A 26,287-nucleotide genomic window follows, 5' to 3' on the forward strand; every position below is an offset into this window, starting at 1 on the left:
AGGTTAGCGTAGGGAGGGGGAAATCGCACCTTGTCTTTCGGACTTCACACCACTGATCGTTCCCACGCTCCGCGTGGGAATGCAGCCCGGGACGCCCCGCGTCCCAAAGAGCCGAACGCAGAGCGTCCGTTGAAGCGTTACCACGCGGAGCGTGGGAACGATCGTCATCCGGGTCAGCGAGCGATCGCGTGCTTGCGCAGCTTTCGGTACAAGGTATTGCGGCTGATGCCCAGTTGCTCGGCCGTGTTGGTCATGTGCCAGCGGGTCTGTTCCAGCGCATTGAGCAAGGCCAGCCGTTCCGCGCCCTCCAGCGGATGTTCGGACGCGGGTGTGTCCTCCAACGCCGGGCGTGCCTGGCGAATCATCGCCGGTAGATCGTCCAGCCCGATCCGGCCACCGTCGCACAACGCGGCGAGGGTGCGCAGCACGTTGCGCATCTGCCGCACGTTGCCCGGCCAATCGAACGCCAGCAGCGCCCGGCGCGCCGGTTCGTCGATGAACACCGCTTCGGTGCCGCTTTCTTCGGCCAGCAGAAAATCCAGCAACTGCGACTTGTCGCTGCGCTCGCGCAATGCCGGCAAAGGGATTTCCAGGCCGTTGAGCCGGTAGTACAGGTCTTCGCGGAAGCTGCCGTCCTGCACTCGCTCAAGCAATTGCCGGTGGGTGGCGCTGATGATGCGCACGTTCACCGTCTCGGGTTCGCCACCGATGGGCACCACCTGGCGATCCTCCAGCACCCGCAGCAAGCGGGTCTGCAAGGCCAGGGGCATGTCGCCGATTTCATCCAGGAACAAGGTGCCGCCATCGGCCTGCTGCAGCTTGCCGCGCATGCCCTCCTTGCGAGCCCCGGTGAAACTGCCGCCGCGATAGCCGAACAGCTCGCTCTCGATCAGACTTTCGGGGATGGCCGCGCAATTGAGGGCGACGAAACTTTTCCCGGCGCGCTGGCTGGCCTGATGCACGGCCTTGGCGAAGGCCTCCTTGCCGCAACCGGTTTCACCGTTGACCAGCAGCGGTACATCGCGCTCGAACACCCGCAGCGCCTTGCGGAAATGCTCCTGCAGTTGCGCATCCCCCAGGCAGATGCCCGACAGTCGCGGCGGCTCGGAAGCCTTCGGCGGCGGCGCGAGCGGCACCGGGATACTGCGAGGCTGACCACGCAGCACCGCGAACAGATGCCGACCGTCACGGGTGCGCAACGGCCAACTGGCGCTGGCCTGGGCGCTGGCCCGGCCAAGCAATTCGTCCAGTGAACAATCGAAAAACGCTTCTACCGGCTGCCCCAGCAAGCCGCCGCGAATATGCCCCAGCAGGTTGAGCGCACTCTGGTTGACGGCACTGATTCGCCCTTCACCGTCGAATGCCAGCAGCCCCTCGCTGAACAACCCCACGGACTCGGCCTGCAGATGAAAGCGCAGCAACCATTGATTGTCGAAGCAGCGCAGGAAATAGCAGCTCTCGATCATCTTCGCCGACAGATTCACCAACGCCATGGTGTGGAACTGGCTCTGGCGCGACACGTCCGGCCGGGCCGAGGATACGTCGAGCACCGCCAGCAGTTCGCCATGGGGATCGAAGACCGGGCTGGCCGAGCAGGTCAGGCCGGTGTGGCGACCGCGAAAATGTTCTTCCTGGTGGATGGTCAGGGCCTGGCGTTCCACCAGACAGGTGCCGATGCCGTTGGTGCCCTCGCAGGCTTCACTCCAGTCGGCCCCGAGCCAGAGACCGGCCCGTTCGAAGATCTTCCGTTCGCTGGGAGCGGTGACGCAGTTGAGGATCACGCCCCGGGCGTCGGTGAGCAACACCGCGTGACCAGCGCCGGACAGTTGCTGATGCAGGCTGGTCATTTCAGAACCGGCGATATGCAGCACCTGTTGCAGACGCTCGCGGCTTTCCAGCACCCGACCATGCTCCAGCACCGTCGGCGCCAGGTTCTGGGCCGGGTCGAGGTGATAGTCCTCGAGGCAGCGCAGCCAGGAACGGGCAATCGACGGATCGCTGCCAGGCCCCTGCAAATGGGCCTTGCCCTGGGTGACCGTCAGGACCTGCTGGGCATGGCGACTCAAATGGTTGCTGTGCATTTCTTATTGTTCTCCCCGAAGGTTGCGGCCTTGCTGGAGTCACTGCTGAACACCTAGCCCCAGGTAAAGGGTTGTTTCTGTGGGAGCAAGGCTTGCCCGCGATAGCCTTGGCGCGGATCACAGGTAGACCGCGTCATCGTTCATCGCGGGCAAGCCTTGCTCCCACAGGATGCCCGACTTCTCCATCGATACTTGGGCAACTCACAGATTGCCCCAGCATCCTCCAGCCACAAGCGCTTTGCAATGCTGGCGCGACCCGCCAGTCACCGGCCGTTTCAGAAATGGCACAAAGTGTCACGCCACCTGTATCGCAATCGTCACGCACGGCTTCCGCCCGTCCGATGCATCCCCCTCTAGCCCTTGATTTTCGGGCCCTGCACGGCAGTGGCCCGACCTTTGCTCTAGGCTTAAATACCGGCGCTCAATTTGCGCGGCCTCCCGTATAAGCACAAAAGCCAAGGAGAACTCACCATGCGTTACGCTCACCCCGGTACTGAAGGCGCTATCGTCTCGTTCAAGAGCAAATACGGTAACTACATCGGCGGCGAGTTCGTCGCGCCTGTCAAAGGTCAGTACTTCACCAATACTTCCCCGGTCAATGGCCAGCCCATTGCCGAATTCCCGCGCTCCACGGCCGAAGACATCGAAAAAGCCCTGGACGCCGCCCACGCCGCTGCCGATGCCTGGGGCGCCACTTCGGCCCAGGCCCGTTCGCTGATCCTGCTGAAAATCGCCGACCGCATCGAACAGAACCTCGAAACCCTGGCGATCACCGAGTCCTGGGACAACGGCAAGGCCGTGCGCGAAACCCTCAACGCCGACATTCCCCTGGCCGCCGACCACTTCCGCTACTTCGCCGGTTGCCTGCGGGCCCAGGAAGGCAGCGCCGCCGAGATCGACGGCAACACCGTGGCCTATCACATCCACGAACCGCTGGGCGTGGTCGGGCAGATCATCCCGTGGAACTTCCCGCTGCTGATGGCCGCCTGGAAACTCGCCCCGGCCCTGGCCGCCGGCAACTGCGTGGTGCTCAAGCCTGCCGAGCAAACCCCACTGGGCATCTGCGTGCTCATGGAACTGATCGGTGACCTGTTGCCGCCCGGCGTGCTGAACGTGGTGCAAGGCTTCGGCAAGGAAGCCGGCGAAGCCCTGGCAACCAGCAAGCGCATCGCCAAGATTGCCTTCACCGGCTCGACCCCGGTGGGCTCGCACATCATGAAATGCGCCGCCGAGAACATCATCCCGTCCACCGTGGAGCTGGGTGGCAAGTCGCCGAACATCTTCTTCGAAGACATCATGCAGGCCGAGCCGAGCTTCATCGAGAAGGCGGCCGAAGGCCTGGTGCTGGCGTTCTTCAACCAGGGTGAAGTCTGCACCTGCCCATCCCGCGCCCTGGTGCAGGAGTCGATCTACGACGAATTCATGCAAGTGGTGATGAAGAAGATCGAACAGATCAAACGCGGCGACCCGCTGGACACCGACACCATGGTCGGCGCCCAGGCGTCCGAGCAGCAGTTCGACAAGATCCTCTCGTACCTGGAAATCGCCAAGGGCGAAGGCGCTCAGCTGCTGACCGGCGGCCAGGTGGAAAAACTCGAAGGCAACCTCGCCAGCGGGTATTACATCCAGCCGACCCTGCTCAAGGGCACCAACAAGATGCGCGTGTTCCAGGAAGAAATCTTCGGCCCGGTGGTGAGCATCACCACCTTCAAGGATGAAGCCGAAGCCCTGGCGATCGCCAACGACACCGAGTTCGGCCTCGGCGCCGGCCTGTGGACCCGCGACATCAACCGCGCCTACCGCATGGGCCGGGCGATCAAGGCCGGTCGCGTCTGGACCAACTGCTACCACCTCTACCCGGCGCACGCCGCATTCGGTGGCTACAAGAAGTCCGGCGTGGGTCGTGAAACCCACAAAATGATGCTCGATCACTACCAGCAGACCAAGAACCTGCTGGTGAGCTACGACATCAATCCGTTGGGCTTCTTCTAAGCCTTGGGGGCGATGCAGGTCATCCTGCGTCGCCCTTTGGATAGCTATCGCGAGCAGGCTCGCTCCCACAGGGACTGTGGAGCACCACCTATCCCCTGTGGGAGCGAGCCTGCTCGCGATAGCGTCATCACCGACACACTCAGAATCAATGCCCTGTCGCTGGCATGAGCTTTGCGTACCCGCTCCACACCCCAACCGAAAGTCCAACAGATCAAAAAGAACAGCGAGGACTTATGACAACTACCACCCAACTCAAACCCACACTCGGCACCCTCCATTTATGGGGTATTGCCGTCGGCCTGGTGATTTCCGGCGAATACTTCGGCTGGAGTTACGGCTGGGGCACCGCGGGGACCCTCGGGTTTCTGGTCACCGCGCTGATGGTGGCGCTGATGTACACCTGTTTCATCTTCAGTTTTACCGAACTGACCACCGCGATCCCCCACGCCGGCGGGCCTTTCGCCTATAGCCGGCGGGCCTTTGGCGAGAAAGGCGGCCTGATCGCCGGGATCGCCACGCTGATCGAATTCGTCTTCGCGCCACCGGCCATCGCCATGGCCATCGGCGCTTACCTCAACGTGCAGTTTCCGGAGCTGGACCCCAAGGTTGCGGCAGTCGGCGCCTACATCGTGTTCATGACCCTCAACATCCTCGGCGTCAGCATCGCCGCGGCGTTCGAGCTGGTGGTCACGGTGCTGGCGGTGGCCGAGCTGCTGGTGTTCATGGGCGTGGTCGCCCCCGGCTTCAGCTTCAGTAACTTCGTGCTCAACGGCTGGTCTGGTGCAAACGAGTTCAGCCTCGCTTCAATTCCGGGCATTTTTGCGGCGATCCCCTTCGCGATCTGGTTCTTCCTCGCCATCGAAGGCGCGGCCATGGCCGCCGAAGAAGCCAAGGACCCGAAACGCACGATTCCCCGCGCCTATGTCAGCGGCATCCTGACCCTGGTGTTCCTGGCCATCGGCGTGATGATCATGGCCGGCGGCGTGGGCGACTGGCGCCAGCTGTCGAACATCAACGACCCGCTGCCCCAAGCCATGAAAGCCGTGGTCGGCAACAACTCCACCTGGATGCACATGCTGGTGTGGATCGGCCTGTTCGGCCTGGTGGCGAGCTTCCACGGGATCATCCTCGGCTACTCGCGGCAGTTCTTCGCCCTGGCCCGGGCCGGCTACCTGCCACGGAGCCTGGCGAAACTGTCGCGCTTCCAGACCCCGCACCGGGCGATCCTCGCCGGTGGCGTCATCGGCATCGCGGCGATCTACAGCGATGGCCTGGTGAACCTGCAAGGCATGAGCCTGACGGCGGCGATGATCACCATGTCGGTGTTCGGCGCCATCGTGATGTACATCATCAGCATGCTCAGCCTGTTCCGCTTGCGTAAAGTCGAACCGAACCTGGAACGCACCTTCCGCGCCCCGGGCTACCCCATCGTGCCGGGCATCGCGCTGTTCCTGGCCGTGGTGTGCCTGGTGGCGATGGCCTGGTTCAACACCCTGATCGGCCTGGTGTTCCTCGCCTTCATGATCGTCGGCTACCTGTACTTCCAACTGACCGCCAAGCAACGCTCCGCTGCCCCGGCAGACGCTATGCTCACAGGGATCTGACCTTGCACCGGCGCCGGGCGCCGGCTTATGGAAGTGCACGCAGAACCTGCTGGGGGGCTGAGTTCGTCGTCTGAACGCAAGTCCCCCTGTGGGAGCGAATCAGTCGACCCGTGTTTTACTGGCACTCCGCTATCGCGAGCAGGCTCGCTCCCACAGGGTTCGGTGGTGTACTTGAGTTAATGAGAAAACCTGGAGGACACCGCCCATGGCCGCATTCGCCCATACCGTCGGCGCCCAGACCTATCGTTTCGACAGCCTCAAAGAGCTGATGGCCAAAGCCAGCCCGGCGCGCTCCGGGGATTTCCTTGCCGGTGTCGCGGCGCTCAACGACGGCGAGCGCGTGGCCGCGCAAATGGCCCTGGCTGACTTGCCCCTCAGCCATTTCCTGCAAGAAATGCTGATTCCCTACGAAGCCGACGAAGTCACCCGGCTGATCGTCGACACCCACGACAAACAGGCCTTCGCCGTGGTCAGCCACCTCACGGTCGGCGGCTTTCGCGACTGGCTGCTCAGCGACGGCGCCGACGAACACAGCCTGCGGGCACTGGCCCCCGGCCTGACCCCGGAAATGGTCGCGGCCGTGTCGAAAATCATGCGCGTCCAGGACCTGGTGCTGGTGGCGCAGAAAATCCGCGTGGTGACAAAATTCCGCGGCACCCTCGGCCTGCGCGGACGCCTGTCCACGCGTCTGCAACCCAACCACCCCACCGACGAACCGGCCGGGATCGCCGCGAGCATCCTCGACGGCCTGCTCTACGGCAACGGCGACGCCATGATCGGCATCAACCCGGCCACCGACAGCACCGCCTCGATCTGCGCCATGCTGGAAATGCTCGACGCCATCATCCAGCGCTACGACATCCCGACCCAGGGTTGCGTGCTGACCCACGTCACCACCTCCATCGAAGCGGCCAACCGTGGCGTGCCCCTGGACCTGGTGTTCCAGTCCATCGCCGGCACCGAAGCGGCCAATGCCAGTTTCGGCATCAACCTCAACGTGTTGAAAGAAGGCTACGACGCCGGGCTCAGCCTCAATCGGGGTACCCTCGGCAACAACCTGATGTATTTCGAAACCGGCCAGGGCAGCGCCCTGTCGGCCAACGCCCACCACGGCGTCGATCAACAGACCTGCGAAACCCGGGCCTACGCCGTGGCACGACATTTCAACCCGTTCCTGGTCAACACCGTTGTAGGCTTCATCGGCCCGGAATACCTGTACAACGGCAAACAGATCATCCGCGCCGGCCTTGAAGACCACTTCTGCGGCAAGCTGCTGGGCGTGCCGATGGGGTGCGACATCTGCTACACCAACCACGCCGAAGCCGACCAGGACGACATGGACACCCTGCTGACCCTGCTGGGCGTGGCCGGAATCAACTTCATCATGGGCATCCCCGGCTCCGACGACATCATGCTCAACTACCAGACCACCTCGTTCCACGACGCCCTCTACGCCCGCCAGACCCTGGGCCTGAAGCCGGCGCCGGAGTTCGAGCAATGGTTGGCGAACATGGGCATCTTCACCCAGGCCGACGGCCGGGTGCGGTTCGGCGACAACCTGCCTCCGGCGTTTCGTCACGCCCTGGCGCACTTGGGATGAGTGACCTGCCGATGGATAAAAAACCTGTCGATTCGCAAAACCCCTGGCTGGAACTGCGCCGCCTGACCCCGGCGCGCATCGCTCTGGGCCGCACCGGCACTAGCCTGCCGACCAAAGCACAACTGGACTTCCAATACGCCCACGCCCAGGCGCGGGACGCGGTACACCTGGCGTTCGACCACCAGGGCATTCGCGCACAACTGGCCGAGCGCGGCCGCGAGAGCCTGTTGCTCCACAGTGCCGCCAGCGACCGCAACAGTTATCTGCAGCGCCCGGATCTGGGCCGACGCCTGGACGAGCCCTCTGCGCAGGCACTGGACGATTACGCAGCGGCCCATCCCGGCGGCGTCGACCTTGCCATCGTGGTGGCCGACGGCCTGTCGGCGCTGGCGGTGCATCGTCATACCTTGCCGTTCCTGGCGCGCCTGGAAGAACAGATCGCTGCTGACGGCTGGTCGGTTTCGCCGGTCATCCTGGTGGAACAAGGCCGGGTCGCGGTGGCCGATGAAGTGGCGGAACGCCTTGGGGCAAAAATGTCGGTGATCCTGATCGGCGAACGTCCCGGCCTCAGCTCACCCGACAGCCTGGGCCTGTATTTCACCTACAACCCCAAGGTCGGCCTGACCGACGCCTACCGCAACTGCATCTCCAATGTCCGGCTCGAAGGCCTGAGCTACGGCATGGCGGCCCATCGCCTGGTCTACCTGATGCGCGAGGCCTGTCGCCGACAGCTTTCGGGGGTCAACCTGAAGGACGAAGCCCAAGTACACACGCTAGAGTCGGAAAACGGTGCCGATATGAAAGGTAATTTCCTACTGATGCCGCCCCAAAGCTGATCCGTAGATCCAATTGCGTTTTTGATCCGATTTCAGGCAGCATCAAAAGCACGGCAGCGCGCCGTTGTTGTCAGACTTTGTGTCGATCTTTGTAAACGGGACCTGCCATGCGGATTATTCAAGCGACCCTGGAACACCTGGACCTGCTGACCCCATTGTTCGTCAAATACCGGGAATTCTATGGCTCGCTGCCATACCCGGACTCGTCCCGGGCCTTTCTCGAAAAGCGCCTGCGCCGCAAGGAATCGGTGATCTACCTGGCCCTGCCCGATGACGACAACAGCAAGCTGCTGGGCTTCTGCCAGCTCTATCCGAGTTTTTCGTCGCTGTCCCTCAAGCGCGTGTGGATCCTCAACGACATCTACGTCGCCGAAGACGCCCGCCGCCAACTGGTGGCCGACCACCTGATCCGCACCGCGAAAAAAATGGCCAAGGAAACCAACGCCGTCCGCATGCGCGTCTCCACCAGCAGCGACAATGAAGTGGCGCAGAAGACCTACGAATCCATCGGTTTCAAGGAAGACACCGAGTTCAAGAACTACGTGTTGCCGATTGGCGAGGATTTCACCTGAATGCGTTGTGGCAAGGGGATTGGGCGAACGATCCCCTGGCACACAGCCTCCCCTGTGGCGAGGGGATTTATCCCCGCTGGGGTGCGAAGCAGCCCCAAAACCTAACACCCAGTGCTTCAGATTCACCGAGTTGGCCTTTCTAGGGGCGCTCCGCACCCCAGCGGGGATAAATCCCCTCGCCACAAGGATACTTCTCAACCTACTGTGAAACCCGAAATCCCCCGCAACAAACTCAACACGCCCATCACACACCTGCCCGTATAATCCCGATCTTCCCGGCGTGTAAGAAAAAGCTACAACCCGGTAGCCCTAACCAAAGCCAGGCCCAAAAGCCCGCCCAACCCGGCCGTCATCACAGGTGTATTGCATGGATTTCAATCCCCTCGACCTCATTCTGCATCTCGATGTGTACCTCGACATGCTGGTGACCAACTACGGCACATGGGTCTACGCCATCCTGTTTCTGGTGATCTTCTGTGAAACCGGCCTGGTGGTCACGCCGTTCCTGCCAGGGGATTCGCTGCTGTTCATCGCCGGCGCCGTGGCCGCGGGCGGCGCCATGGACCCACTCCTGTTGGCCGGCCTGCTGATGCTGGCAGCGATCCTCGGCGACAGCACCAACTACCTCATCGGCCGCACCGCGGGCGAGAAGCTGTTCAGCAACCCCAACTCGAAAATCTTCCGCCGCGACTACCTGCAACAAACCCACGACTTCTACGACAAGCACGGCGGCAAGACCGTGACCCTGGCGCGCTTCCTGCCAATCATCCGCACCTTCGCGCCCTTCGTCGCCGGCGTGGGGAAAATGCCCTATGCGCGCTTCTTCGGCTTCAGCGTCCTCGGCACCGTCCTCTGGGTCGGCGGCCTGGTGACCCTCGGTTACTTCTTCGGCAACGTGCCTTTCATCAAGCAGAACCTGTCGCTGCTGGTGGTAGGCATCATCCTGGTGTCGCTGTTGCCGATGATCATCAGTCTGGTCCGCAGCAAAATGGGCCAGCGTGCTTCGAAGGCCTGATCGCCCATGTGGTCCCTGAGCAACTGGCGCCGACAACGCACCCTCGCCAAGCATCCCGTGGCCGATGACACCTGGCAGCGCGTGCGTCACCACCTGAGCTTCCTCGATGGCATCAGCGCCGCCGAAGACCAGTGGCTGCGAGAGGCCTGCGTGCTGTTTCTGCAGGACAAGCACCTGACCGCCCTGCCCGGCGTCGAACTACACCAGGAACAACGCCTGCTGCTCGCCGCTCAGGCCCAATTGCCGCTGATGCACCTGGGCGAGCTGAACTGGTACCAGGGCTTCCACGAAATCGTCCTCTACCCCGATGACTTCCTCAGCCCCCAGCGTTACCGCGACGCCAGCGGCATCGAACACGAATGGGACGGCGAACACAGCGGCGAAGCCTGGCCCCAGGGCCCGATCATCCTGGCCTGGGACGGCGTGCTCGCCAGCGGCGGCTGGGACGGCTACAACCTGGTGATCCACGAACTGGCGCACAAGCTCGACATGCTCAACGGCGACGCCAACGGCCTGCCACCGCTGCACGCCGACATGCGCGTCAGCGACTGGGCCGAGGCCATGCAACAAGCCTTCGACGACCTCAACCGCCAACTGGACCATAACCCGGACGCCGAAACCCTCATCGATCCCTACGCCGCGGAAAACCCGGCGGAGTTCTTCGCCGTCACCAGCGAATACTTCTTCAGCGCCCCGGACCTGCTGCACCAGGCGTACCCGCGCGTCTATGAGCAGCTCAAGGCGTTCTACCGCCAGGATCCTCTGGCGCGGCTGCGGCAACTTCAGGCCGAGGATCCGGTCTATCAGGCGTCATACTAAGGTCTCTAAGACCCTGGTAACGTGGCATCGATGGCTGAATATGCCTATAATCGCCGCCACTTTTGGTCAATCCGACCAGCCTTTTGGTCAACTAACGGGGACACCGCCCAATGAGTTACAGCAAGATTCCGGCTGGCAAAGACCTGCCGAACGACATCTACGTTGCGATCGAAATTCCGGCCAACCACGCCCCGATCAAATACGAAATCGACAAGGACAGCGATTGCCTGTTCGTTGACCGCTTCATGGCCACCCCGATGTTCTACCCGGCCAACTACGGTTACATCCCCAACACCCTGGCCGACGACGGTGACCCCCTCGACGTGCTGGTCGTGACCCCTTACCCGGTGGCCCCTGGCTCGGTCATCCGCGCCCGTCCAGTCGGTATCCTGAACATGACCGACGACGGCGGCGGCGATGCCAAAGTCATCGCAGTACCACACGACAAACTGTCGCAACTGTACGTCAACGTGAAGGAATACACCGATCTGCCACCCCTGCTGATCCAGCAGATCGAACACTTCTTCGAGAACTACAAAGACCTCGAAAAAGGCAAGTGGGTGAAAATCGAAGGCTGGGCCGGTGCTGACGCCGCCCGCGAAGCGATCACCAAGTCGGTTGCCGCCTACAAGGGCTGAAACTGATTTAAAAAAGAACCCCGGTTTGCACCGGGGTTTTTTTATGCCTTAATAGCGCCTAATACGAAACTGTATTAACAGTGTTTAACTGCGTTTATCCAGCCGCTTTCAAATCCTGCAAACGGAAAGATCGTCTTATAAATTTGAACGACTTGTTTATTGCTCAAAATACAGTCGCTCCTAAACTTTCCGTTTATGAAAAAGACCTCCAGTGGCGACCGCTTCAGAGCCCTACTCAAAGAAGCACAAATCCGATCCGCCGACTTCGCGAAGTTATACGGCGTTAAATCACAGCACGTGAACAACTGGTTCAACCGCGGCATCCCGCCGGGTCGTATCCACAGTATCGCCGGGCTGCTGACCGTCAGCCCGCAATGGCTCGCCCACGGCGAAGGCCCACAAACCCCGCTGGGCCTCGGCCCCGGCACCACCTATGAAGCCGCCGAAGTCCAAGGCGTCTACAGCGTGGCGGAAACCCAGGACATCGAACTGCCCTTCTACACAGAAGCGCCCATCGCAACGGGCAGCAGCAAAACCCACATCACCGAAATTCCCGACCAATCCATCCGCCTGCCCCGCAGCTACCTCGAATCCCTGGAAATAAACCCCAACGACGCCATCTGCACCACCATGGTCGGCGACAGCATGGCCGAACGCATCGAAGACGGCTCCATCCTCGCCATCGACCGCGGCCTGACCCAAGTCATCGACGGCCAGATCTACGCCCTCGAACACGACGGCATGCTGCGCATCAAATACCTCCACCGAATCCCCGGCAACCGCTTGCGCCTGCGTAGCCACAACAGCACCGCCTACCCGGACGAAGTTTTCAGCGCCGAACAGATCGAAGCGCAGAACATCAGGGTATTGGGCTGGGTGTTCTGGTGGTCCACCCTCAACAAGCAACGACCGCAGGTGTTCGATTAAGGCTGCGGACTAAAGGACAGTAGCCAGCGCTTCCTGCCTGAAGGAGATTACTGTCCCAAGAAGATCCTTTTGTGTTGCTGCCCTGAGGAGAACCCTTTGTGGCGAGGGAGCTTGCTCCCGCTGGGCTGCAAAGCAGCCCTGTTTTTTCCCTTGAATCACCGGTAACCCAATGATTCCACACCACTTACCCCTGGGCTTCCGAAGAAAACCCGCGTATCCTGCGCCCCACATTTGCGAGCCCACGCCTCGCACCGACAAGGCAGATCACTTTCTGACCAAGTCCCACAGCCGGCCGCAAGAGCCGGATGTACGTTTTGAAGGCTGGTGAGGTTTGTCAAAAACGAACTGAGTCAGTCAACGAGAAGCCGGCCATAAGCCGGCTTTTTAATGTCTGAAAACCAGCAGACAAACACACAAGGATGCTTGAAGTCACCGTAATACCCGTACGAAAGCACGCTACTCAGCCAGCTAGGCGTAATGCCTGAACGCTCACAGTGATAACCTGCGCGCTCTTCTACAAATGACATTGGATCAATAATGAAAAGCTGTCTGAGGACACTCGGAACCAGCCTCGCTAACAGTATGGTGATCCCCGCCGCCTGGTTATCCGGCCTTACCACGACAGCACTTGTGTGGGGCGTGATTGCGTATTGGCCCGATAAGCTTTCCGTCTTAGGACGTCAGCTCTTCCTGGCTTCTGTTTCTATTTTTTGCCTTTCCATATGGCATTTGATCCGGCGCAAGAGACGAGCAAAAGCACTTGTAGCCTCGATCAACCTGAAAGACGGTTTGAGCCTTGACGATACTCAGATGCTCGGTTTTCCAAGCCCCCTATTTTTTGTCTTTGACCCCTCCAGCAAGAACTCGCTCAATGCCAAAGCGCCACCGGCGATTATCAAATTCGAGATTTCACGTGGGTCACAGGCTGGCACTTTGAGTGGCAACAGATTGACCACAGGGTGTCGGGCGGGGTTCTTCGAATAGTCGATGGGGCAGGCATGAGCATTCCAGCCGACGAGATTCGGCGTAGATTCATGGGATTCTCACTGGTTTTGACGATGGCCGATGCAGGTCATCCTCCCTTCCGTTTTCCAATGAGCCGGAGTGCAGCTGAAGGGTGGTGTGCCCGATGCAATGTGCTTTTCAACGGCTAAACACAAAGCCACAACGGCTCCTCCCATTCCAGCCCTTCAAAGCCCAGCTCAGACACGAATGCGCCCGGTATCATTTCGAGACTCTCGGATACGAAAAAGGTCTTGCTCAGCAAGACCTTTTTTACGCCAGGAGGCAGCGAATGCCCTGCCCTACCTCACCTCAACAATATCCAGAGCCCGATTCGCCAGCAGCTCACTCAACTCAATCACCTGCAAAATCCCCAACGCCACATGTCGCCGTGATCCTTCGAGATCAAACGCCAGATCACTGATCATGGCATTCGCCGAAGCCAGGTTTTCACTCAGGTTAGCAAGTAAACACTCCGAATCAACATCAGGCGCAATACGGAAAATAGTGTTGGGCTTGTCAGACGCTTCCTTCTCAGACGTAGGGTTCAGATAGAAATCCAAAGCCCGGGTGGCGGCATCATCAAGCTTCTTGTTACGAGCAGACTGAACACGGGACACGGCTTCGTCTGCAGCTGGGGGGGTCGGTGTAATTTTGACCACGGTAAAGCTCCTAGAGTCTGTTGGAGCTACCACCATCCGCTGCGAAACGAAGTTAGGGTGGCAGCTGTACGCGGGTTCGCAGACCGGGACTCTAGGGACCGGCAGACCAAAGGTCTCCCACGCACAGCCACCTCTGACGAAATCACAGACATGGGCTATCTGCTTTCGAAGGTGACGTTGTGCGCCTATAGAGTCCGGGCTGCGAAACCCGATCACTGATGAGCAGTGACAGGCTTCAAACTACCGACGCGGCCCAAGGCACACAAGCCGGCGGATTCTGGCGTAGTTGTAGGCAATGGCGCAAGGCGATGTCGGCTGTAGGGGCGGTGTCGTGCTTTTCGTTATGGTGAAAGGCGATGGGTCAGTTGGTTGGGTGTTGGCTGATGGATCGCTTCGCGAGCAGGCTCGCTCCCACAGGGGATTGGGGGTCATCGATCGTCCGGTCTTGTCTTTGCGCTGCTTATAAACGCCGAGCCATCAGGTATTGCTCTTTCCCCCAGGCCTCGAAGCGCTCCAACACTTCCCAGCCCAGCTTGGCGTAGTAATGACTCTGGCTGTGGGTGTGCAGGTACAAGGTGGAAAATCCAGCCTCCCTCGCATGAGTACAAATGCCTTCGATCAACTGCGCGGCGAGCCCTCTGCGTCGGGCTTCTGCTGTGATGTAGACACATGCCAACCATGGACCCAGTTCTGGCCGCTCGGGCAAGTCGTTGTCAGCAAGTGAAGCGCCACCCAGTAGTTGGCCTGATTCCATGGCGATCAGGCATTTCCAGCGCCCATCGCGTTGCCCGGCTGAGAATTCCTGCTGCCAACTGGGGAGGGATTGTTGGGCGAATTCGTAGCTGAACTCCTGATAAAGCCATCCGGCCATCAGGTCGCATTTGTCCATGTGGTTGCTGAGCCAATCCATTTGCGGCATGTGGAACGTTCCTTGTTTCGGGTGTCACGGGTGGGCAATGATGGGCTCGCGAGGCTATTGCCGCGGGCCAGGACGCATAAGTCGCGGACTCTGGCGTGGTTGGGGATTGTGGCACAAGGCGGTGGGTCAGCTTGTATTGGTGTTGACTGGGCTACCGCCTTCGCGGGCAAGCCCGGCTCCCACAGGTTTTGTGGTGTTCGTTGAAGCGGCGTTCAGTGTCGATCCGCTGTGGGAGCGAGCCTGCTCGCGATGGCGGTGGGTCAGTTGGGTTGATGTTGCTGCTGGACTGCTATCGCGAGCAAGCTCGCTCCCACAGGGATTGGTGTCGCCGTAGCTGACTTGCCCGCCTTCACACCCTGGATTCCCGCGAATGTCACTCATCGGATCCGGTCGCCAATATGAGAAAAGCACAGCACCCGAGAAACGATGTTATCGCTGCCAAAGGTCTGCTTTTTTCAATGGCTGGGTGCGAAGATGCGGCGGGAAGTCGATGCTTTAATCATGGAGAGGAAGCCTTGCCTATGACTGACAAATCCGAACTGAACGCCACCCAACACCAGAATATTGCCCCCACGGCGCGAATCGCCTCGAGCGCTGTGCTGGACGGCAATGTGTCCATCGGTGCCGGTACCGTCGTGGGGCACGGCGCGGTACTCATCGCGGAGGGTGGCTCGGTGGTGATCGGGGAAAACTGTATCGTCATGGAGAATGCGGTCATCCGCAGCACTTCCCACGATGACTGTCGGATCGGCAATCACGTGATGGTGGGACCACACTCTCACCTGACCGGTTGCTGGATTGACGATGAGGTGTTTGTCGCCACCGGCGCGTCCGTTTTCAACGGCGCTCGCATCGGCAAAGGCGCGGAGATCCGCATCAACGGGGTGGTGCACATCAGGACCGTGGTAGCGCCAGGCGCGACGGTACCGATCGGCTGGGTCGCCGTGGGCGCCCCGGCACAGTACTTTCCCCCGGACCAGCATGAGCAGATCTGGAACGTGCAGAAGGACCTGGATTTCCCTCGGTACGTCTTTGGCGTCGACCGCGAGAGCGAGGGTGTCGTCCGGCAAATGATGGAGCGTTACGCACGTTTTCTGCGCGAGCGCGGCGATTCCACGGAAGGTTGACTGTACGCGGTCTGCAAGGCCTTTAGAGTTGAGGCGGATCGCCCCCGGTCCGCCTACTCGTGCATTTCCTACAGGGCCTATAGGAAACAGCGTAGCCAATAAGAAAAAGCCCCTACAGCCTCGGCCTTAGCCCCTGGGTTAGCGTCTCTCCCGCATCGACTGGACGAGACCTGCCCCTCCGTGACACGCCAAAAAGACATCCCCCAAGTCAAGAACCCACCCGGCGGCGACGGGCATTACGTCACCTATCGGGACATGACGCCCAGCGAATTGGCCGAGCGTGAAGCCGGACAATTGAAGTACGAAGCCATGCTTGCGCGACAGGCCGCCTATGAAAAGGAACGCTGGACCAAGGTCGATAAAACGCTACTGCCCATAAACGGCAGCGTTTTCGCCAAGAGCTGCAAGTTACCCGACGGTGTCATTGATTACAGCAACCCCAACGGCTATGTGCCGGCTGACTTGGTCAGGCAGTACGGCAACTTGGTCTGGCTCGGCGGCAGACGGACTGACGCATCGGGGACTGTGCCCCTCAAGCAGATTGGCGCCGGCACGATAACCGCGTCATTGGGCAGGCTTACTCTCGGCGGCACCGCACTTGAAGCAACCGGGGCAGCGGTCAGTGGCACCGTCGTCACGGGATTGTTAACCGGCATGGTTGCCTTGCTCTGGCCTTCCAGCCTGGGCGATAGCGCCCTTTACTCCGAAGAACAACTACGCGACCTGAAGCAGGCCCGTAGCCGTATGCGCCTGCAAATCGAGCAACAGGCCGATGGCAGCCTCAAGGGCTATGGTTTCTACACGGGTCAGAACCGCGATTGGGAAATGGTCGACGTCGTTCACCTGGCTCCTCGCGCCGACCACTACGTCGCCGACCTGGGCGACGGCATCGAGCTGATCTGGACGCCAGCCGTCGATCCGTCCGACACCTTGGGTATTCCTGCCCTGGAAGCGGCGCCGCAGGCACCTCCCATCTGGATCTACCCGCCGACGCCGATGGCCGACAGCATCATCGTCGATCCGATCTATCCGCCGGAATATCGGGATTTCATTCTGGTGTTTCCGGTGGGGGCGGGGGTTCGGCCGGTTTATGTGGTTTTGAACACTGCACATCATGACTACTATCCAAAACCGGACCTCCTCCCTGCTTTCCCGGATGCTAGATGGGCACCGCCCAAAACACGCATGAAAGGCGGCGGGTTGCGTCCTCGCTGGAAAGATCCAGACAGAACGATATATGAATGGGATTTTCAACATGGCGCAGTAGAAAAATATAACAAGCGAGGAAAACACCTAGGGGAATTCGACTACGTTACCGGAGTCCAGACCAAACCAGCCAACCCGAGCAGGACGGTAGAACCATGAACCATACAATAATGGGCGTAGTTGACGGAGAGGATTTCGCGTCATACGAAATAGCGCTTCCGATTGATAGCAAGGACCTAGCTGAAATAATGAATTGGATAAACGAGGAAGAATACTTGTATGACTATCAATTAGATAAAGCTCAAATTGAAGCTTTAGAAGAGGCATGCTCAATCGAGCTGCCTCGAAACATGGTGCTTTTTTTGACCAGCAGCGGCAATTGATCAACAGCGAACGTCGATGATGTGTTGACGATCAGCCTCCTGGGCGAACAACCACCTTCCCTCTGGCATGCCCAGTGGCAACCTTTTCCAACGCCGCTCGGCTTTCAGCCAGTGTGAATGTTGAATCAATGACGATCTGCAACTGCCCCGCACTGAACTGCCGAATCGCTTCTGGAAGGAAAGGCACGGCGCTGGCGAAGAAGACGAACTCACCCGCGTGACCGTCCCGGCCTTCGATGTTGAATTCCACCAGGGTCGAGATGCGTCCGCCTGGGCGCAGTACTTGCCAGGATTCCTCCAGCGTTTCGTCGCCCAGGGTGTCGAGCACCAGGTCGATTTCCCTCACGCTGTCCAAGGTCTGGTTTCGGTAGTCAATGACTTCATCGGCGCCCAGGCTTTTCAGCAGTTCGAGGTTTTTCGCTGAGGCCGTTGCGACCACATGGCAACCGGCGAGGTGGGCCAGCTGGATCGCCATGCTGCCGACGCCGCCGGCGCCAGCATGGATCAGCACACGTTGGCCGCGCTGCAATTTGCCGATGTCGAAAAGCGCCTGGGTGGCGGTGCCATATGCAGTCGGCAATGCGGCGGCCTGTTCGAAACTCATCGGCGCGGGAATGACGCAGAGCTCGGAGGCGGCGATGACCAGATGGGTGGCGAACGCACCACCCTGCGAGGGGGAGGTTCGGCCGACCACCCGGTCTCCGGTCTTGAGGTCGCTCACCTGCTCGCCGACGGACTCAATCACGCCGCTGAAATCAGTCCCTGGCGCATAGGGGAATTCCACCGGGAAGATCGGCTGCATGTAACCGGCGAGGATTTTGACGTCCAGCGGGTTGACGCTGGCGGCCTCGATGCGCACGACCACTTCGTTGACTTGTGGCTGTCGCAATCTCGCTTCGCCCTCGACGACAACATCCGGGCCGCCGAACTCATTAATCAAAGCGCTCTTCATGGGAAATCTCCTTCAGGCCTGGGCAGGGAACTGGCCGAGTTGGAGGAACAGGGCAAACCAGTCTTCCATGTGCCACGTCGTGGTCAGCTTCGCGTCACGGAACGTGTGGAATTCATGAATGCGAAAACTGACGTGCTTGCCGGTGGCGGCGATGCCGAAGAGCTCGCCTGCATGGGTGCCGGTAATTTCGGCGCGCACGCCCATTTTCCCGGGCTCCTGGACCATGTCGTGGACGACGATCCGCACATCGGGAAACGCCTGGACGAAGCTGCGGATGATGGCCTTGATGCCTTCCGGGCCTGGCGCCTGGCCGGGTGCCAGCGGGATGTCGTCCCAGTCATGGGTGAGGACTTCATCGACGAGATCCGGCTGTTTGTCGCTGAACGCACGGTAGAAGGTTTCGACGGCCAAGCGCTCGGCATGCAGCTGCTCTGAAAGGTGAGTGGTTGATAGGGTCATTGGGGTTCTCGCCATTGAAGTGGAGTGGTAGCGAGAGTTTGGGATTGAGGGCTATGATCCGTCTAACAAATAGCCGATATGAATGATTATTTGATTTATGGATTTTCATGGAATTGATCTGAACCTGCTGGTGGCCTTCGACGCGCTGATGACGGAGCGCAATGTCACTCGCGCGGCGGCTCGGGTGGGGGTCAGCCAGCCGGCGATGAGTGCCGCGTTGGCGCGGCTGCGAACGCTGCTCGGCGACGCGTTATTTGCCCGCAGTGCCGAGGGGCTTTTGCCCACACCTCGGGCCCGGGACTTGGCGGTGCCGATTGCCCAGGCGCTGCACCAACTTCAAGTCGCCTTGGTGGAGCGGCCCGAGTTCGAGCCCGGGAAGGCTTCGCTGGCGTTCAAACTCGGCCTCTCCGATTACCCGGCCTATGTGCTCCTGCCCACGCTATTGCAGGCACTCGCAGAACAGGCGCCGGGGGTTTCGGTGAATGTGTATGCGTTCAACGACCGTGATCATGCGGTCGACATGTTGGACAGCGGCCTGATCGACGCGGCAGTGGGCGTGCCGCCGACTCAGGCGGCGGCGCGGATATTGAGCCGGACCGTGCTCACCGATGAATTTGTCACCATCGTCGCCCATGACCATCCGGTGACCCGTCGTGCCATGACCTTGAAGACCTATCTGGAGCTGCGCCATGTGCTGGTCTCGCCTGAAGGAGACCTGCACGGTCTGGTGGATCACGCCCTTGCTCAACAGGGCAAGCAGCGCGAGCTGGCCCTGACGTTGCCGCAGATGTTCGCGGTGCCCTCGCTGATCGCCCGCACCCGCTTGACCGCCACGGTGATGAGACGGGTGGCGATGGGCGCGGCGGGCAGCAACAAGCTGGTGATGTTTCCACCGCCGGTGACATTGCCTCGGATGGCGTTCGACCTGATCTGGCACCGGCGCAGCGAGTCTCATCCGGCACAGCAGTGGTTCAGGGGGTTGGTTGAGGAGGTGGCTGGGCGGGTTTGATTTTGCATTTGATGTTGTGGGTGCCTGGTCTATCGCTATCGCGAGCAGGCTCGCTCCCACAGGGGTTGGTGGTGAAGTTGAGATTCGGGATCACCCGCGAATCACTGTGGGAGCGAGCCTGCTCGCGATAGCGGTGGGTCAGACGATAGAAAAATTTCTGGATCCGAATCATGAGTTGCTCAGGGATTGCAGCCAACCCTGATAATAATCAGACTGTTCCTGGATATCCGTTACCAAGTCTTTGTCCTCATAATCAAATATATTCACTATATCGCCTTCGTCTGCTGGCTCGCCCCAGCGCAGCTCATAAGCAACTATGCCATTGGCCATCTGCGAAGACATTCGCGAAGGATGGACATTAATTTTCGCCCCTTTGCATAAAAATCTAACATCAGGAAACTCTTGCCTGACCTTACCCAAACAATAATAAAAATCTACCCCAGTGTAGCTCCTTGATACTCCATCCGGCATCGTAACGATCATAGTCACAGTTCTCCGCTCGCATTTGAATATCGCGCTTTCAGTCACACCATCCACTTCAATCACAACTTCCCTAACAGTCATTTCATCACCTATCAAAATTAGGAATAGAGTAACCAACATATGAACCGTCGGCATGCACTGGTGTAGCCCCAACTATGTCTCTTTTATCAACCCCACCAGGAACGGCTATCTCCACCTCTTTTCGATGCGGCGAGAGCAAGCCCAATTTCTTATTAACATCAATACCCACCACATTTTTCAGCACGTACACGTACCCTGATTCGAGTCCAAACCCAGTCGCAAACTTTATTGCCTCCGACTTCGAAGTCGTGGTACTGACATAGATACTCGGTGGACTTCGATTATCTTTGGCATGTAAAAACAAATCGGTACTAAACCCTAGAGGCTCAAAACCAACATCAAAAATTTCCCAAGGTTCCCTTGAGTCACCTCGATAGGTATAGGTATTTTTTTGTTTGATTTGGGGAGGATTGGGCTCCCGTACATCCACCCCAACCTTCGCAGCCGGATCCTGCTCCCCAACCGCCGCCTTGCACCCACCCTTCCCCGGGCAATCCACCAACCCCAACGGATCCACCCACCCCGTCGGGTTCAGCGTGTACCGATACCCATTGAGCCCACCCGCCAGCTTGCTCGGGTCAGGCGTCAGGTAGCGGCCCGTTTCCGGATTGTAGTAGCGGTGTCGGTTGTAGTGCAGGCCGCTTTCCGGGTCGAAGTATTGGCCCTGGAAGCGCAGCGGTTGTTCCAGTTGTTCGCCGCCGCCGTGTTCTATCGCGCGGGTTTTGCCGTAGCCGTGGTAGCGCGCCGACCAGACGATCTGGCCGCCGTAGTTGGTCAGTTCCTGGGGCGTGCCCAGGTGGTCGAGGTGGTAGTAGAACGGGCAGGCGTTGAGGCCTTTGCCGTCGAGCAGTGCCAATGGGCGGAAGGTGCCCGGTTCGTAGAGGTAGCAGCGGTGGTGCTGGCGGCTGCTTTCGGCGACGAGCTGGTCGCCCTGCCAGAAGAATTCGGTGGTCAGGCCGGCCACGGTCTTGCTGATGCGTCGGCCGAAGGCGTCGTAGCGGTAGGCCGTTTCGCGGCCGTCCGCCGTGGTGACGCCGATCAGGCGGTGCTGGCTGTCGTAGCGGTATTCGGTGACGAGTGCCTGGGCCTTGCCGCGGCGTTCGCGGATCAGGTTACCGAAGGCGTCGTAGTCGTAGTGGCGGTCGCCCTCCATCAGCAGACGATTGCCCTTGAGCTGGGTCGGGCCGGGACGGTCCTGCATCAGCAGGTTGCCGGCCGGGTCGTGGGCGAAGTGTTCCGTGGGATCGGCGTGGGAATGCTCGATCCGGGTCAGCCGGTCGAGCGGGTCGTACTGGTATTCGCGCCGACCTCGACGGCTGTCGGAAAGGGCGGCGAGGTTGCCCTTGGGGCTGTAGGCATAGTCGCGCCAGAACAAGGTCTGCTGGTTCTGCAGCACAGTGTGGGCCTTGAGCCGGCCCTGTTCGTCGTGTTCGTACTGGCTGAGCAGCAGGCCCTGTCGGCGCTGGTGTTCGCGGCCGCCACGCAGCTGGTGTTCGCTGAGGCGGGTGCCGTTCAGGTCGATGGCGGTCAGCGCGCCACCCGGGGCGTGGTGGTAGTCGACCTTGCTGTTGTCCGGCAGGCGCAGGTGATTGAGCCGCCCGCAGGTGTCGTAGCCATAGCGCAGGGTGCCCCAGCCCTGATGCTCGGTGATCAGCCGGTCCTGGGTGTCGTATTCGAAGGCCAGCGGATGGTCGCTGCCGTCATCGACATCCACCAGCCGGCCCAACCCGTCGTAGCGGTACTGGATTGTCTGGCCGTCGGGCAGGGTCTTGATCAGCAGGCGTCCGGCCGCGTCGCGCTGGTAGGCGGTGATAAGCTGGCTGCCGTCGGCACCGAACTCGGTTTTTTCCAGCAAGTGCCCATTGAGGTCGTAGGCATAGGCGCTGCGTTGGCCGTCGAAGCCGACTTGCTGTCGGATCAAGCCGCTGGGGGTGTAGTCCAGCTGATATTTTTCACCGGACTCGTTCTCGATCTCGGTCAGCAGCAGCCGCGCCGAGTCGTAGCGGTAGTGCAGCGTGCTGCCGTCGGGATTGATGCGACGGCTGACCAGGTGCAGGTCGTCGGCGTATTCGTAGCGGGTGACGCGGCCCTGTTCGTCGCGCTCGGTGGTGACTTTGCCGTAGGCGTTGTAGGTCCAGGCGCGGCTGGCGCCGCTGGGCAAGGTGGTCTGCAGCAGACGGCCCACGGCGTTCCATTGGTAGTGCGTTACCCCGCCGTGTTCGTCCTGGCGGGTCAGCAAGCGCCCCAGGACGTCGTAGGCAAAAACCCGCTGGCTGGCGTCAGACAGGGTTTCTTCCGTCAGTTGGCCGAGCCGGTTCCAGGTGAAGCGGTGTTCGCTGCCGTCCGGGTAGTGGATCGACAGCAACTGCCCGTGGGCGTCGTAGGCATAGCGGGTGCGCTGTTGATCCGGGTCGATGGCCTCGATCACCTCGCCCCGGTCGTTGCGCCGGTAGGTCCAGATGGCCTTGCCGCGAGAACGGGTGTGCAGGAAGCCGTTGCGGTATTCGTAGGACGTGGGCGCGTCTTCGGGGGGAATCAGCGCCACCAGCCGTCCGACTTCGTCGTAGTGGTATTCGGTGACGGCGCCCAGCGGGTCCTGTTCGGCAATCAGCCGGCCCTGTGCGTCGTAGGCCTTGAGGTGTTCGCCGCCGTCGGGCTCGACCTTGCGCACCAGCCGCGCGCGGTCGTCGTGGACATAGGTTTCTTCGCTGCCGTCGAGGTGGCGGACCGTGACGCTGCCGTCCTCGCCCCAGCTGTAGTGCGTGTCCATCTGCGCGAACGAGGCCCAGTGCCGCACGCAGCGGGCCGCCTGTCCGGTGCCCTGCCATTCCCAGAAGAAGCTCGCGCCGCCGGCCAGTTGCCGCTGGAGGATGACGTGGGCATCGTCGTAGTCGTAGCGCTCGCTTTCGCCGGCGGCGTTGGTGGCCTCGATCAGCCGTGAGCGTGCGTCGTAGCGGTAGGTCGCCAGGGTCTGTTCGGTGCGCCAGGCTTCGTCCAGGGTCAGCGCCGGGTGAAAGCTCTGGTAGTCGAGGGCGACGAGGTGGCGCTGTTCGTAGCGCAGCTGCAGGGCGCGCCCGGCACCGTTGTCCAGGCGGCAGATGTCGCCATGGATGTTGCGCTGGATCGTCAGGCGGTTGTCGAAGCGGTCGCTGAGGGCGGTGAGATAACCGTCGCGAAAGTGTAGGAAAGGTGAGTTTTCGCCGGGTTGGGCGACGATCAGTTCGTCCGGCTCGCTGCCCAGGTAGATCGCCGCCCGGGCCAGGCTGTTGTGGATCGCCGGGCGCTGGGCGTTGGGCAGCGGAAAGGTGGTGCGGCGGTTTTCCTGGTCGATCCAGATGACCTGCTCGCCCTCAAGCTGCAGGCGGTGCGCCAGGGCATGGCTCCAGCCGCGCCCCAGCCCCACGTCCTGCTCCGCCGCGCTGCTGCGGTACAGGCGGGTGAAGACGAACGGCAGCCGGCCATCGAGCGTGCCGTCGTCCAGGGTCAGCAGTTCTTCGCCGGTGACCATCGACACCGGGCAGCCGTCGGTGCGGGTCAGGGCCGCGCTGTCGGCGCTGTCGCCGTTGGGGTTTTTCGATTGGGCCGGGGCGTCGTCGTGGGGTTCGTACTTGCTCAGCCGGGTAGCACTTTGGGATTTTTCCCGCGCCACGGCGGCGGGATTGCTGACCGACAAGGACGGTCCATGCTCAGGCGTAATCTGCAACGGGCGGACAGGGGTCGGTTTCAATGGCGCGCCCTGGGCGCTGACCACCAGCGGTTTCAACACATCGGTATGCTGGTTGAGCCGGTCCGGAGCGAATTGGCCCAGCCGTTGGCTCGACGCCCGCAACCACTCCCGAGCTCGCCCGGATTGGAGCTGGTCCAGCACCTTGCCACTCATGCGCACGCCCAGGCCGAGGGCGCCGGTCAAGCGGATCAGCAGGAAATTGATCAGCACCGAAGCCCGTACCTGCCCGACGACTTCGCCCAGGTACTGGGGCGGCAGCATCCGCAACCAACTGGCGAATGCAGCCATGTGCACGAAGAGCAAGGGCTCGTCGCTCAGCACCATCAGGCCTTTGGCAATCGCCTCGGATGAAGCCTGGAGCAATTGGTCGAGCTCGGCCTGGGTCAGGTACTCCAGCAGCTTCTCGCTGTTGGCTTGCAAATCCGCCAGCAGTTCGAAGACCTGCTTGACGTCATCCCACAGTGCCTGCAGGGCGTTATCGAGGCCGCGCCAGTCGGCTTGCTGCAACAGGTTGTAGCGTTCGCGAAACCCGGCGTCGGAAAATTCCGCCCAGAGCGGTTGAAACTGGGTTTTCCATTCCTCTTTCAGCCAACCCTCAAGCTCGCCAATCACCCCTTGGTAAGACACGTATAGCGCCTTGACGTGATCCGCGGTGACCTCGGGGAAGAAGCTGATGCGATAGCGGCGCCCCCGCCAGCATTCGGGAATTTCCAGGATGCCGCTGGGGCCGATGGTGTAATGGAGCGGCTCGCCGAAGGTTTCCTTGCCCGGTTCACCGTCGATGACCGGTTCCAGCATCAGCGGCGTGTCGCCGATCGGCACGAAGCGCGCCGCCTGGAACATGTGCACCAGCGTCAGCGGGCCGCTCGCCGGACACGTCGCCATGGTGGCGATGAAGGGCTCATCGAGATTTTTCGGCGCTGCGAGGGCGACCTCGTTACCGACCTTGAAGACCTGCTCGATGTCCAGCGCCCAGCCGGTCCAGAAGCTCTGCGCCCAACTGTCGTAGTCGTTCAGGCAGTTGCGAAAATCCGCCAGTACCGTTGCCGCATCGGGCTGGTCGGGGTCCATGGCCGCCACCACCAGCGAGCCGATGGCGTTGTTCAGGGCCAGGAGTTTGTCGGGGGCAAACATGCAGGGATCTCGCGGTACAGGAACGGACGCGAGACTTTGCCGGGGCGAGCTGGGGAAATAAGTCAGGGAAGGAGGTATTGGATGTAGGGCGATTCGCTAAATCCAGGCGCGATGCCATCGCGAGCAAGCTTTGCTCCCACAGGGGATCTGTGCCAGGGCTAGAGACTCAGGAAATCCGCAAGTCCATGTGGGAGCGAGCCTGCTCGCGATGGCGTCGACACAGCCGACATCACCGTCGACTGATACAGCGCTATCGCGAGCAGGCTCGCTCCCACATTTGAATGAGTGTTTCCATTGCTGGCTGATTCAGCGCGAGATGTAGACCGAAGCTCATTCCCAACAAATACCCACCAGCAATCCCCCAACCTGTCGTAATCTCGCATCTGCACCGTTCACCCGAAAAACCGGCCCGAGATCCCGCCCCGATGCCCTCCATCTACCAGCTCAAACCCGCCTTCCAGAACCTGCTGCGCCCCGCCGTCCAACGGCTCTACGACAAGGGCGTCACTGCCAACCAGATCACCTTGCTCGCGGGCGTCATTTCCGTGCTGGTGGGAGTGTTCATTGCCTGGTTCGCCAGTCACCCGTGGGTGTTTGTGCTGGTGCCGGTCTGGATGTTCCTGCGCATGGCCTTGAATGCCGTGGACGGCATGCTGGCGCGGGAGTTCGGGCAGCAATCGCATCTGGGTGCCTACCTGAATGAGCTATGCGATATCATCGCCGACGCGGCCCTGATCCTTCCCTTTGCCCTGATTCCCGATGCCAGTCTGTTGCTCGTGTTGTTGGTCACGCTGTTGGCGTTGTTCAGCGAATACGCGGGTGTGCTGGGGGCGATGGTCGGAGCTTCGCGGCGCTATGACGGGCCCATGGGCAAGAGTGACCGGGCCTTTGTATGTGGCGTGTTGGCGACCGGTATTGCCTTGGGTTGGTTCGGGGCGCTGTGGGTCGATGCTGTGATGGCGGCGGTTGCCGCCCTGCTGGTTTATACCTTGGTCAACCGGGTCCGTCATGGCCTGGACCAAGTGAAGGAAAACGCTCCCTCAGCATAAGGAAGTCGCA

At 60.8% G+C, this 26,287-nt stretch carries 22 protein-coding genes; 15 read left to right on the forward strand and 7 right to left on the reverse strand.

Annotation, left to right across the window (positions count from 1 at the left end; all coding sequences use genetic code 11):
* Positions 1–173 precede the first annotated feature (173 nt).
* Positions 174–2,081 (reverse strand): sigma-54-dependent Fis family transcriptional regulator, encoded by a 1,908-nt coding sequence (locus N005_RS19670; protein ID WP_047702715.1) that lies wholly within the window; start codon positions 2,079–2,081, stop codon positions 174–176.
* Positions 2,082–2,552: 471 nt separating this feature from the next.
* On the opposite strand from N005_RS19670, the gene exaC reads away from it, so the two are divergent.
* From exaC to N005_RS19720, 10 genes are all read left to right on the forward strand, one after another.
* Positions 2,553–4,073 carry an acetaldehyde dehydrogenase ExaC gene (exaC, locus tag N005_RS19675; RefSeq protein ID WP_047702716.1) on the forward strand — a complete coding sequence of 507 codons (1,521 nt, stop codon included), beginning with the start codon at positions 2,553–2,555 and terminating at the stop codon, positions 4,071–4,073.
* Between the two features lie 233 nt (positions 4,074–4,306).
* Positions 4,307–5,677 (forward strand): ethanolamine permease, encoded by a 1,371-nt coding sequence (gene eat / locus N005_RS19680; protein WP_047702717.1) that lies wholly within the window; start codon positions 4,307–4,309, stop codon positions 5,675–5,677.
* A 205-nt stretch (positions 5,678–5,882) separates the two neighbouring features.
* On the forward strand, positions 5,883–7,277 hold the full coding sequence (locus tag N005_RS19685; RefSeq protein WP_047702718.1) for an ethanolamine ammonia-lyase subunit EutB: 1,395 nt from the start codon (positions 5,883–5,885) through the stop codon (positions 7,275–7,277).
* 11 nt (positions 7,278–7,288) lie between these two features.
* Positions 7,289–8,113 carry an ethanolamine ammonia-lyase subunit EutC gene (eutC, locus tag N005_RS19690; RefSeq protein ID WP_047702816.1) on the forward strand — a complete coding sequence of 275 codons (825 nt, stop codon included), beginning with the start codon at positions 7,289–7,291 and terminating at the stop codon, positions 8,111–8,113.
* 107 nt (positions 8,114–8,220) lie between these two features.
* A complete protein-coding gene (locus N005_RS19695; RefSeq protein WP_047702719.1) occupies positions 8,221–8,685 on the forward strand; it encodes a GNAT family N-acetyltransferase in 465 nt (154 codons plus the stop codon).
* A gap of 367 nt (positions 8,686–9,052) precedes the next feature.
* Positions 9,053–9,700 carry a DedA family protein gene (locus tag N005_RS19700; RefSeq protein WP_047702720.1) on the forward strand — a complete coding sequence of 216 codons (648 nt, stop codon included), beginning with the start codon at positions 9,053–9,055 and terminating at the stop codon, positions 9,698–9,700.
* Positions 9,701–9,706: 6 nt separating this feature from the next.
* A complete protein-coding gene (locus N005_RS19705; RefSeq protein ID WP_047702721.1) occupies positions 9,707–10,519 on the forward strand; it encodes a M90 family metallopeptidase in 813 nt (270 codons plus the stop codon).
* Between the two features lie 110 nt (positions 10,520–10,629).
* Entirely contained in the window at positions 10,630–11,157 is a 528-nt protein-coding gene (ppa, locus tag N005_RS19710) for an inorganic diphosphatase (RefSeq protein ID WP_041022311.1), read from the forward strand.
* A gap of 195 nt (positions 11,158–11,352) precedes the next feature.
* Positions 11,353–12,084 (forward strand): LexA family transcriptional regulator, encoded by a 732-nt coding sequence (locus N005_RS19715; protein ID WP_047702722.1) that lies wholly within the window; start codon positions 11,353–11,355, stop codon positions 12,082–12,084.
* A 537-nt stretch (positions 12,085–12,621) separates the two neighbouring features.
* Positions 12,622–13,068, forward strand: coding sequence for a hypothetical protein (locus tag N005_RS19720; protein WP_231983258.1), 447 nt, complete (start codon positions 12,622–12,624; stop codon positions 13,066–13,068).
* Positions 13,069–13,388: 320 nt separating this feature from the next.
* Here the strand turns inward: N005_RS19720 and N005_RS19725 are convergent, their stop codons facing one another.
* A complete protein-coding gene (locus N005_RS19725; protein ID WP_047702723.1) occupies positions 13,389–13,748 on the reverse strand; it encodes a DUF6124 family protein in 360 nt (119 codons plus the stop codon).
* 460 nt (positions 13,749–14,208) lie between these two features.
* Entirely contained in the window at positions 14,209–14,667 is a 459-nt protein-coding gene (locus N005_RS19730; RefSeq protein ID WP_047702724.1) for a GNAT family N-acetyltransferase, read from the reverse strand.
* 521 nt (positions 14,668–15,188) lie between these two features.
* Here N005_RS19730 and N005_RS19735 point away from each other — a divergent pair.
* The 3 genes from N005_RS19735 to N005_RS19745 all read left to right on the forward strand — a co-directional run bounded on the left by N005_RS19735 (position 15,189) and on the right by N005_RS19745 (position 17,383).
* Entirely contained in the window at positions 15,189–15,794 is a 606-nt protein-coding gene (locus N005_RS19735) for a gamma carbonic anhydrase family protein (protein WP_047702725.1), read from the forward strand.
* Positions 15,795–15,974: 180 nt separating this feature from the next.
* Positions 15,975–17,159, forward strand: coding sequence for a colicin E3/pyocin S6 family cytotoxin (locus N005_RS19740; protein WP_047702726.1), 1,185 nt, complete (start codon positions 15,975–15,977; stop codon positions 17,157–17,159).
* A complete protein-coding gene (locus N005_RS19745) occupies positions 17,156–17,383 on the forward strand; it encodes a hypothetical protein (RefSeq protein WP_047702727.1) in 228 nt (75 codons plus the stop codon). The genes N005_RS19740 and N005_RS19745 overlap by 4 nt, the downstream gene beginning before the upstream one ends.
* A gap of 31 nt (positions 17,384–17,414) precedes the next feature.
* Here N005_RS19745 and N005_RS19750 read toward each other — a convergent pair whose 3' ends face one another.
* Together N005_RS19750 and N005_RS19755 are read right to left on the reverse strand one after the other, a co-directional pair.
* Positions 17,415–18,335 (reverse strand): NADP-dependent oxidoreductase, encoded by a 921-nt coding sequence (locus N005_RS19750; protein ID WP_047702728.1) that lies wholly within the window; start codon positions 18,333–18,335, stop codon positions 17,415–17,417.
* Between the two features lie 12 nt (positions 18,336–18,347).
* On the reverse strand, positions 18,348–18,794 hold the full coding sequence (locus N005_RS19755) for an ester cyclase (protein WP_047702729.1): 447 nt from the start codon (positions 18,792–18,794) through the stop codon (positions 18,348–18,350).
* Between the two features lie 97 nt (positions 18,795–18,891).
* Here N005_RS19755 and N005_RS19760 point away from each other — a divergent pair, with 97 nt between their 5' ends.
* A complete protein-coding gene (locus N005_RS19760; protein WP_047702730.1) occupies positions 18,892–19,803 on the forward strand; it encodes a LysR family transcriptional regulator in 912 nt (303 codons plus the stop codon).
* A 168-nt stretch (positions 19,804–19,971) separates the two neighbouring features.
* Here N005_RS19760 and N005_RS19765 read toward each other — a convergent pair whose 3' ends face one another.
* Together N005_RS19765 and N005_RS19770 are read right to left on the reverse strand one after the other, a co-directional pair.
* Positions 19,972–20,367, reverse strand: a complete 396-nt coding sequence (locus tag N005_RS19765; RefSeq protein WP_047702731.1) for a hypothetical protein — start codon at positions 20,365–20,367, stop codon at positions 19,972–19,974.
* Between the two features lie 4 nt (positions 20,368–20,371).
* Positions 20,372–25,228: an RHS repeat-associated core domain-containing protein gene (locus tag N005_RS19770; protein WP_047702732.1), complete on the reverse strand. Its 4,857-nt coding sequence runs from the start codon at positions 25,226–25,228 to the stop codon at positions 20,372–20,374.
* 425 nt (positions 25,229–25,653) lie between these two features.
* On the opposite strand from N005_RS19770, the gene N005_RS19775 reads away from it, so the two are divergent.
* On the forward strand, positions 25,654–26,277 hold the full coding sequence (locus tag N005_RS19775; protein ID WP_047702733.1) for a CDP-alcohol phosphatidyltransferase family protein: 624 nt from the start codon (positions 25,654–25,656) through the stop codon (positions 26,275–26,277).
* Positions 26,278–26,287 lie beyond the last annotated feature (10 nt).

The organism is Pseudomonas mediterranea CFBP 5447, assembly GCF_000774145.1.
GTDB lineage: Bacteria > Pseudomonadota > Gammaproteobacteria > Pseudomonadales > Pseudomonadaceae > Aquipseudomonas > Aquipseudomonas mediterranea.

Bases quoted from the DNA above. Each gene is read 5' to 3' on its own strand.
- N005_RS19670 (WP_047702715.1), bottom strand. From the start codon at position 2,081: ATGCACAGCAACCATTTGAGTCGCCATGCCCAGCAGGTCCTGACGGTC.
- exaC (WP_047702716.1), top strand. From the start codon at position 2,553: ATGCGTTACGCTCACCCCGGTACTGAAGGCGCTATCGTCTCGTTCAAG.
- eat (WP_047702717.1), top strand. From the start codon at position 4,307: ATGACAACTACCACCCAACTCAAACCCACACTCGGCACCCTCCATTTA.
- N005_RS19685 (WP_047702718.1), top strand. From the start codon at position 5,883: ATGGCCGCATTCGCCCATACCGTCGGCGCCCAGACCTATCGTTTCGAC.
- eutC (WP_047702816.1), top strand. From the start codon at position 7,289: ATGGATAAAAAACCTGTCGATTCGCAAAACCCCTGGCTGGAACTGCGC.
- N005_RS19695 (WP_047702719.1), top strand. From the start codon at position 8,221: ATGCGGATTATTCAAGCGACCCTGGAACACCTGGACCTGCTGACCCCA.
- N005_RS19700 (WP_047702720.1), top strand. From the start codon at position 9,053: ATGGATTTCAATCCCCTCGACCTCATTCTGCATCTCGATGTGTACCTC.
- N005_RS19705 (WP_047702721.1), top strand. From the start codon at position 9,707: ATGTGGTCCCTGAGCAACTGGCGCCGACAACGCACCCTCGCCAAGCAT.
- ppa (WP_041022311.1), top strand. From the start codon at position 10,630: ATGAGTTACAGCAAGATTCCGGCTGGCAAAGACCTGCCGAACGACATC.
- N005_RS19715 (WP_047702722.1), top strand. From the start codon at position 11,353: ATGAAAAAGACCTCCAGTGGCGACCGCTTCAGAGCCCTACTCAAAGAA.
- N005_RS19720 (WP_231983258.1), top strand. From the start codon at position 12,622: ATGAAAAGCTGTCTGAGGACACTCGGAACCAGCCTCGCTAACAGTATG.
- N005_RS19730 (WP_047702724.1), bottom strand. From the start codon at position 14,667: ATGCCGCAAATGGATTGGCTCAGCAACCACATGGACAAATGCGACCTG.
- N005_RS19735 (WP_047702725.1), top strand. From the start codon at position 15,189: ATGACTGACAAATCCGAACTGAACGCCACCCAACACCAGAATATTGCC.
- N005_RS19745 (WP_047702727.1), top strand. From the start codon at position 17,156: ATGAACCATACAATAATGGGCGTAGTTGACGGAGAGGATTTCGCGTCA.
- N005_RS19750 (WP_047702728.1), bottom strand. From the start codon at position 18,335: ATGAAGAGCGCTTTGATTAATGAGTTCGGCGGCCCGGATGTTGTCGTC.
- N005_RS19755 (WP_047702729.1), bottom strand. From the start codon at position 18,794: ATGACCCTATCAACCACTCACCTTTCAGAGCAGCTGCATGCCGAGCGC.
- N005_RS19760 (WP_047702730.1), top strand. From the start codon at position 18,892: ATGGATTTTCATGGAATTGATCTGAACCTGCTGGTGGCCTTCGACGCG.
- N005_RS19765 (WP_047702731.1), bottom strand. From the start codon at position 20,367: ATGACTGTTAGGGAAGTTGTGATTGAAGTGGATGGTGTGACTGAAAGC.
- N005_RS19770 (WP_047702732.1), bottom strand. From the start codon at position 25,228: ATGTTTGCCCCCGACAAACTCCTGGCCCTGAACAACGCCATCGGCTCG.
- N005_RS19775 (WP_047702733.1), top strand. From the start codon at position 25,654: ATGCCCTCCATCTACCAGCTCAAACCCGCCTTCCAGAACCTGCTGCGC.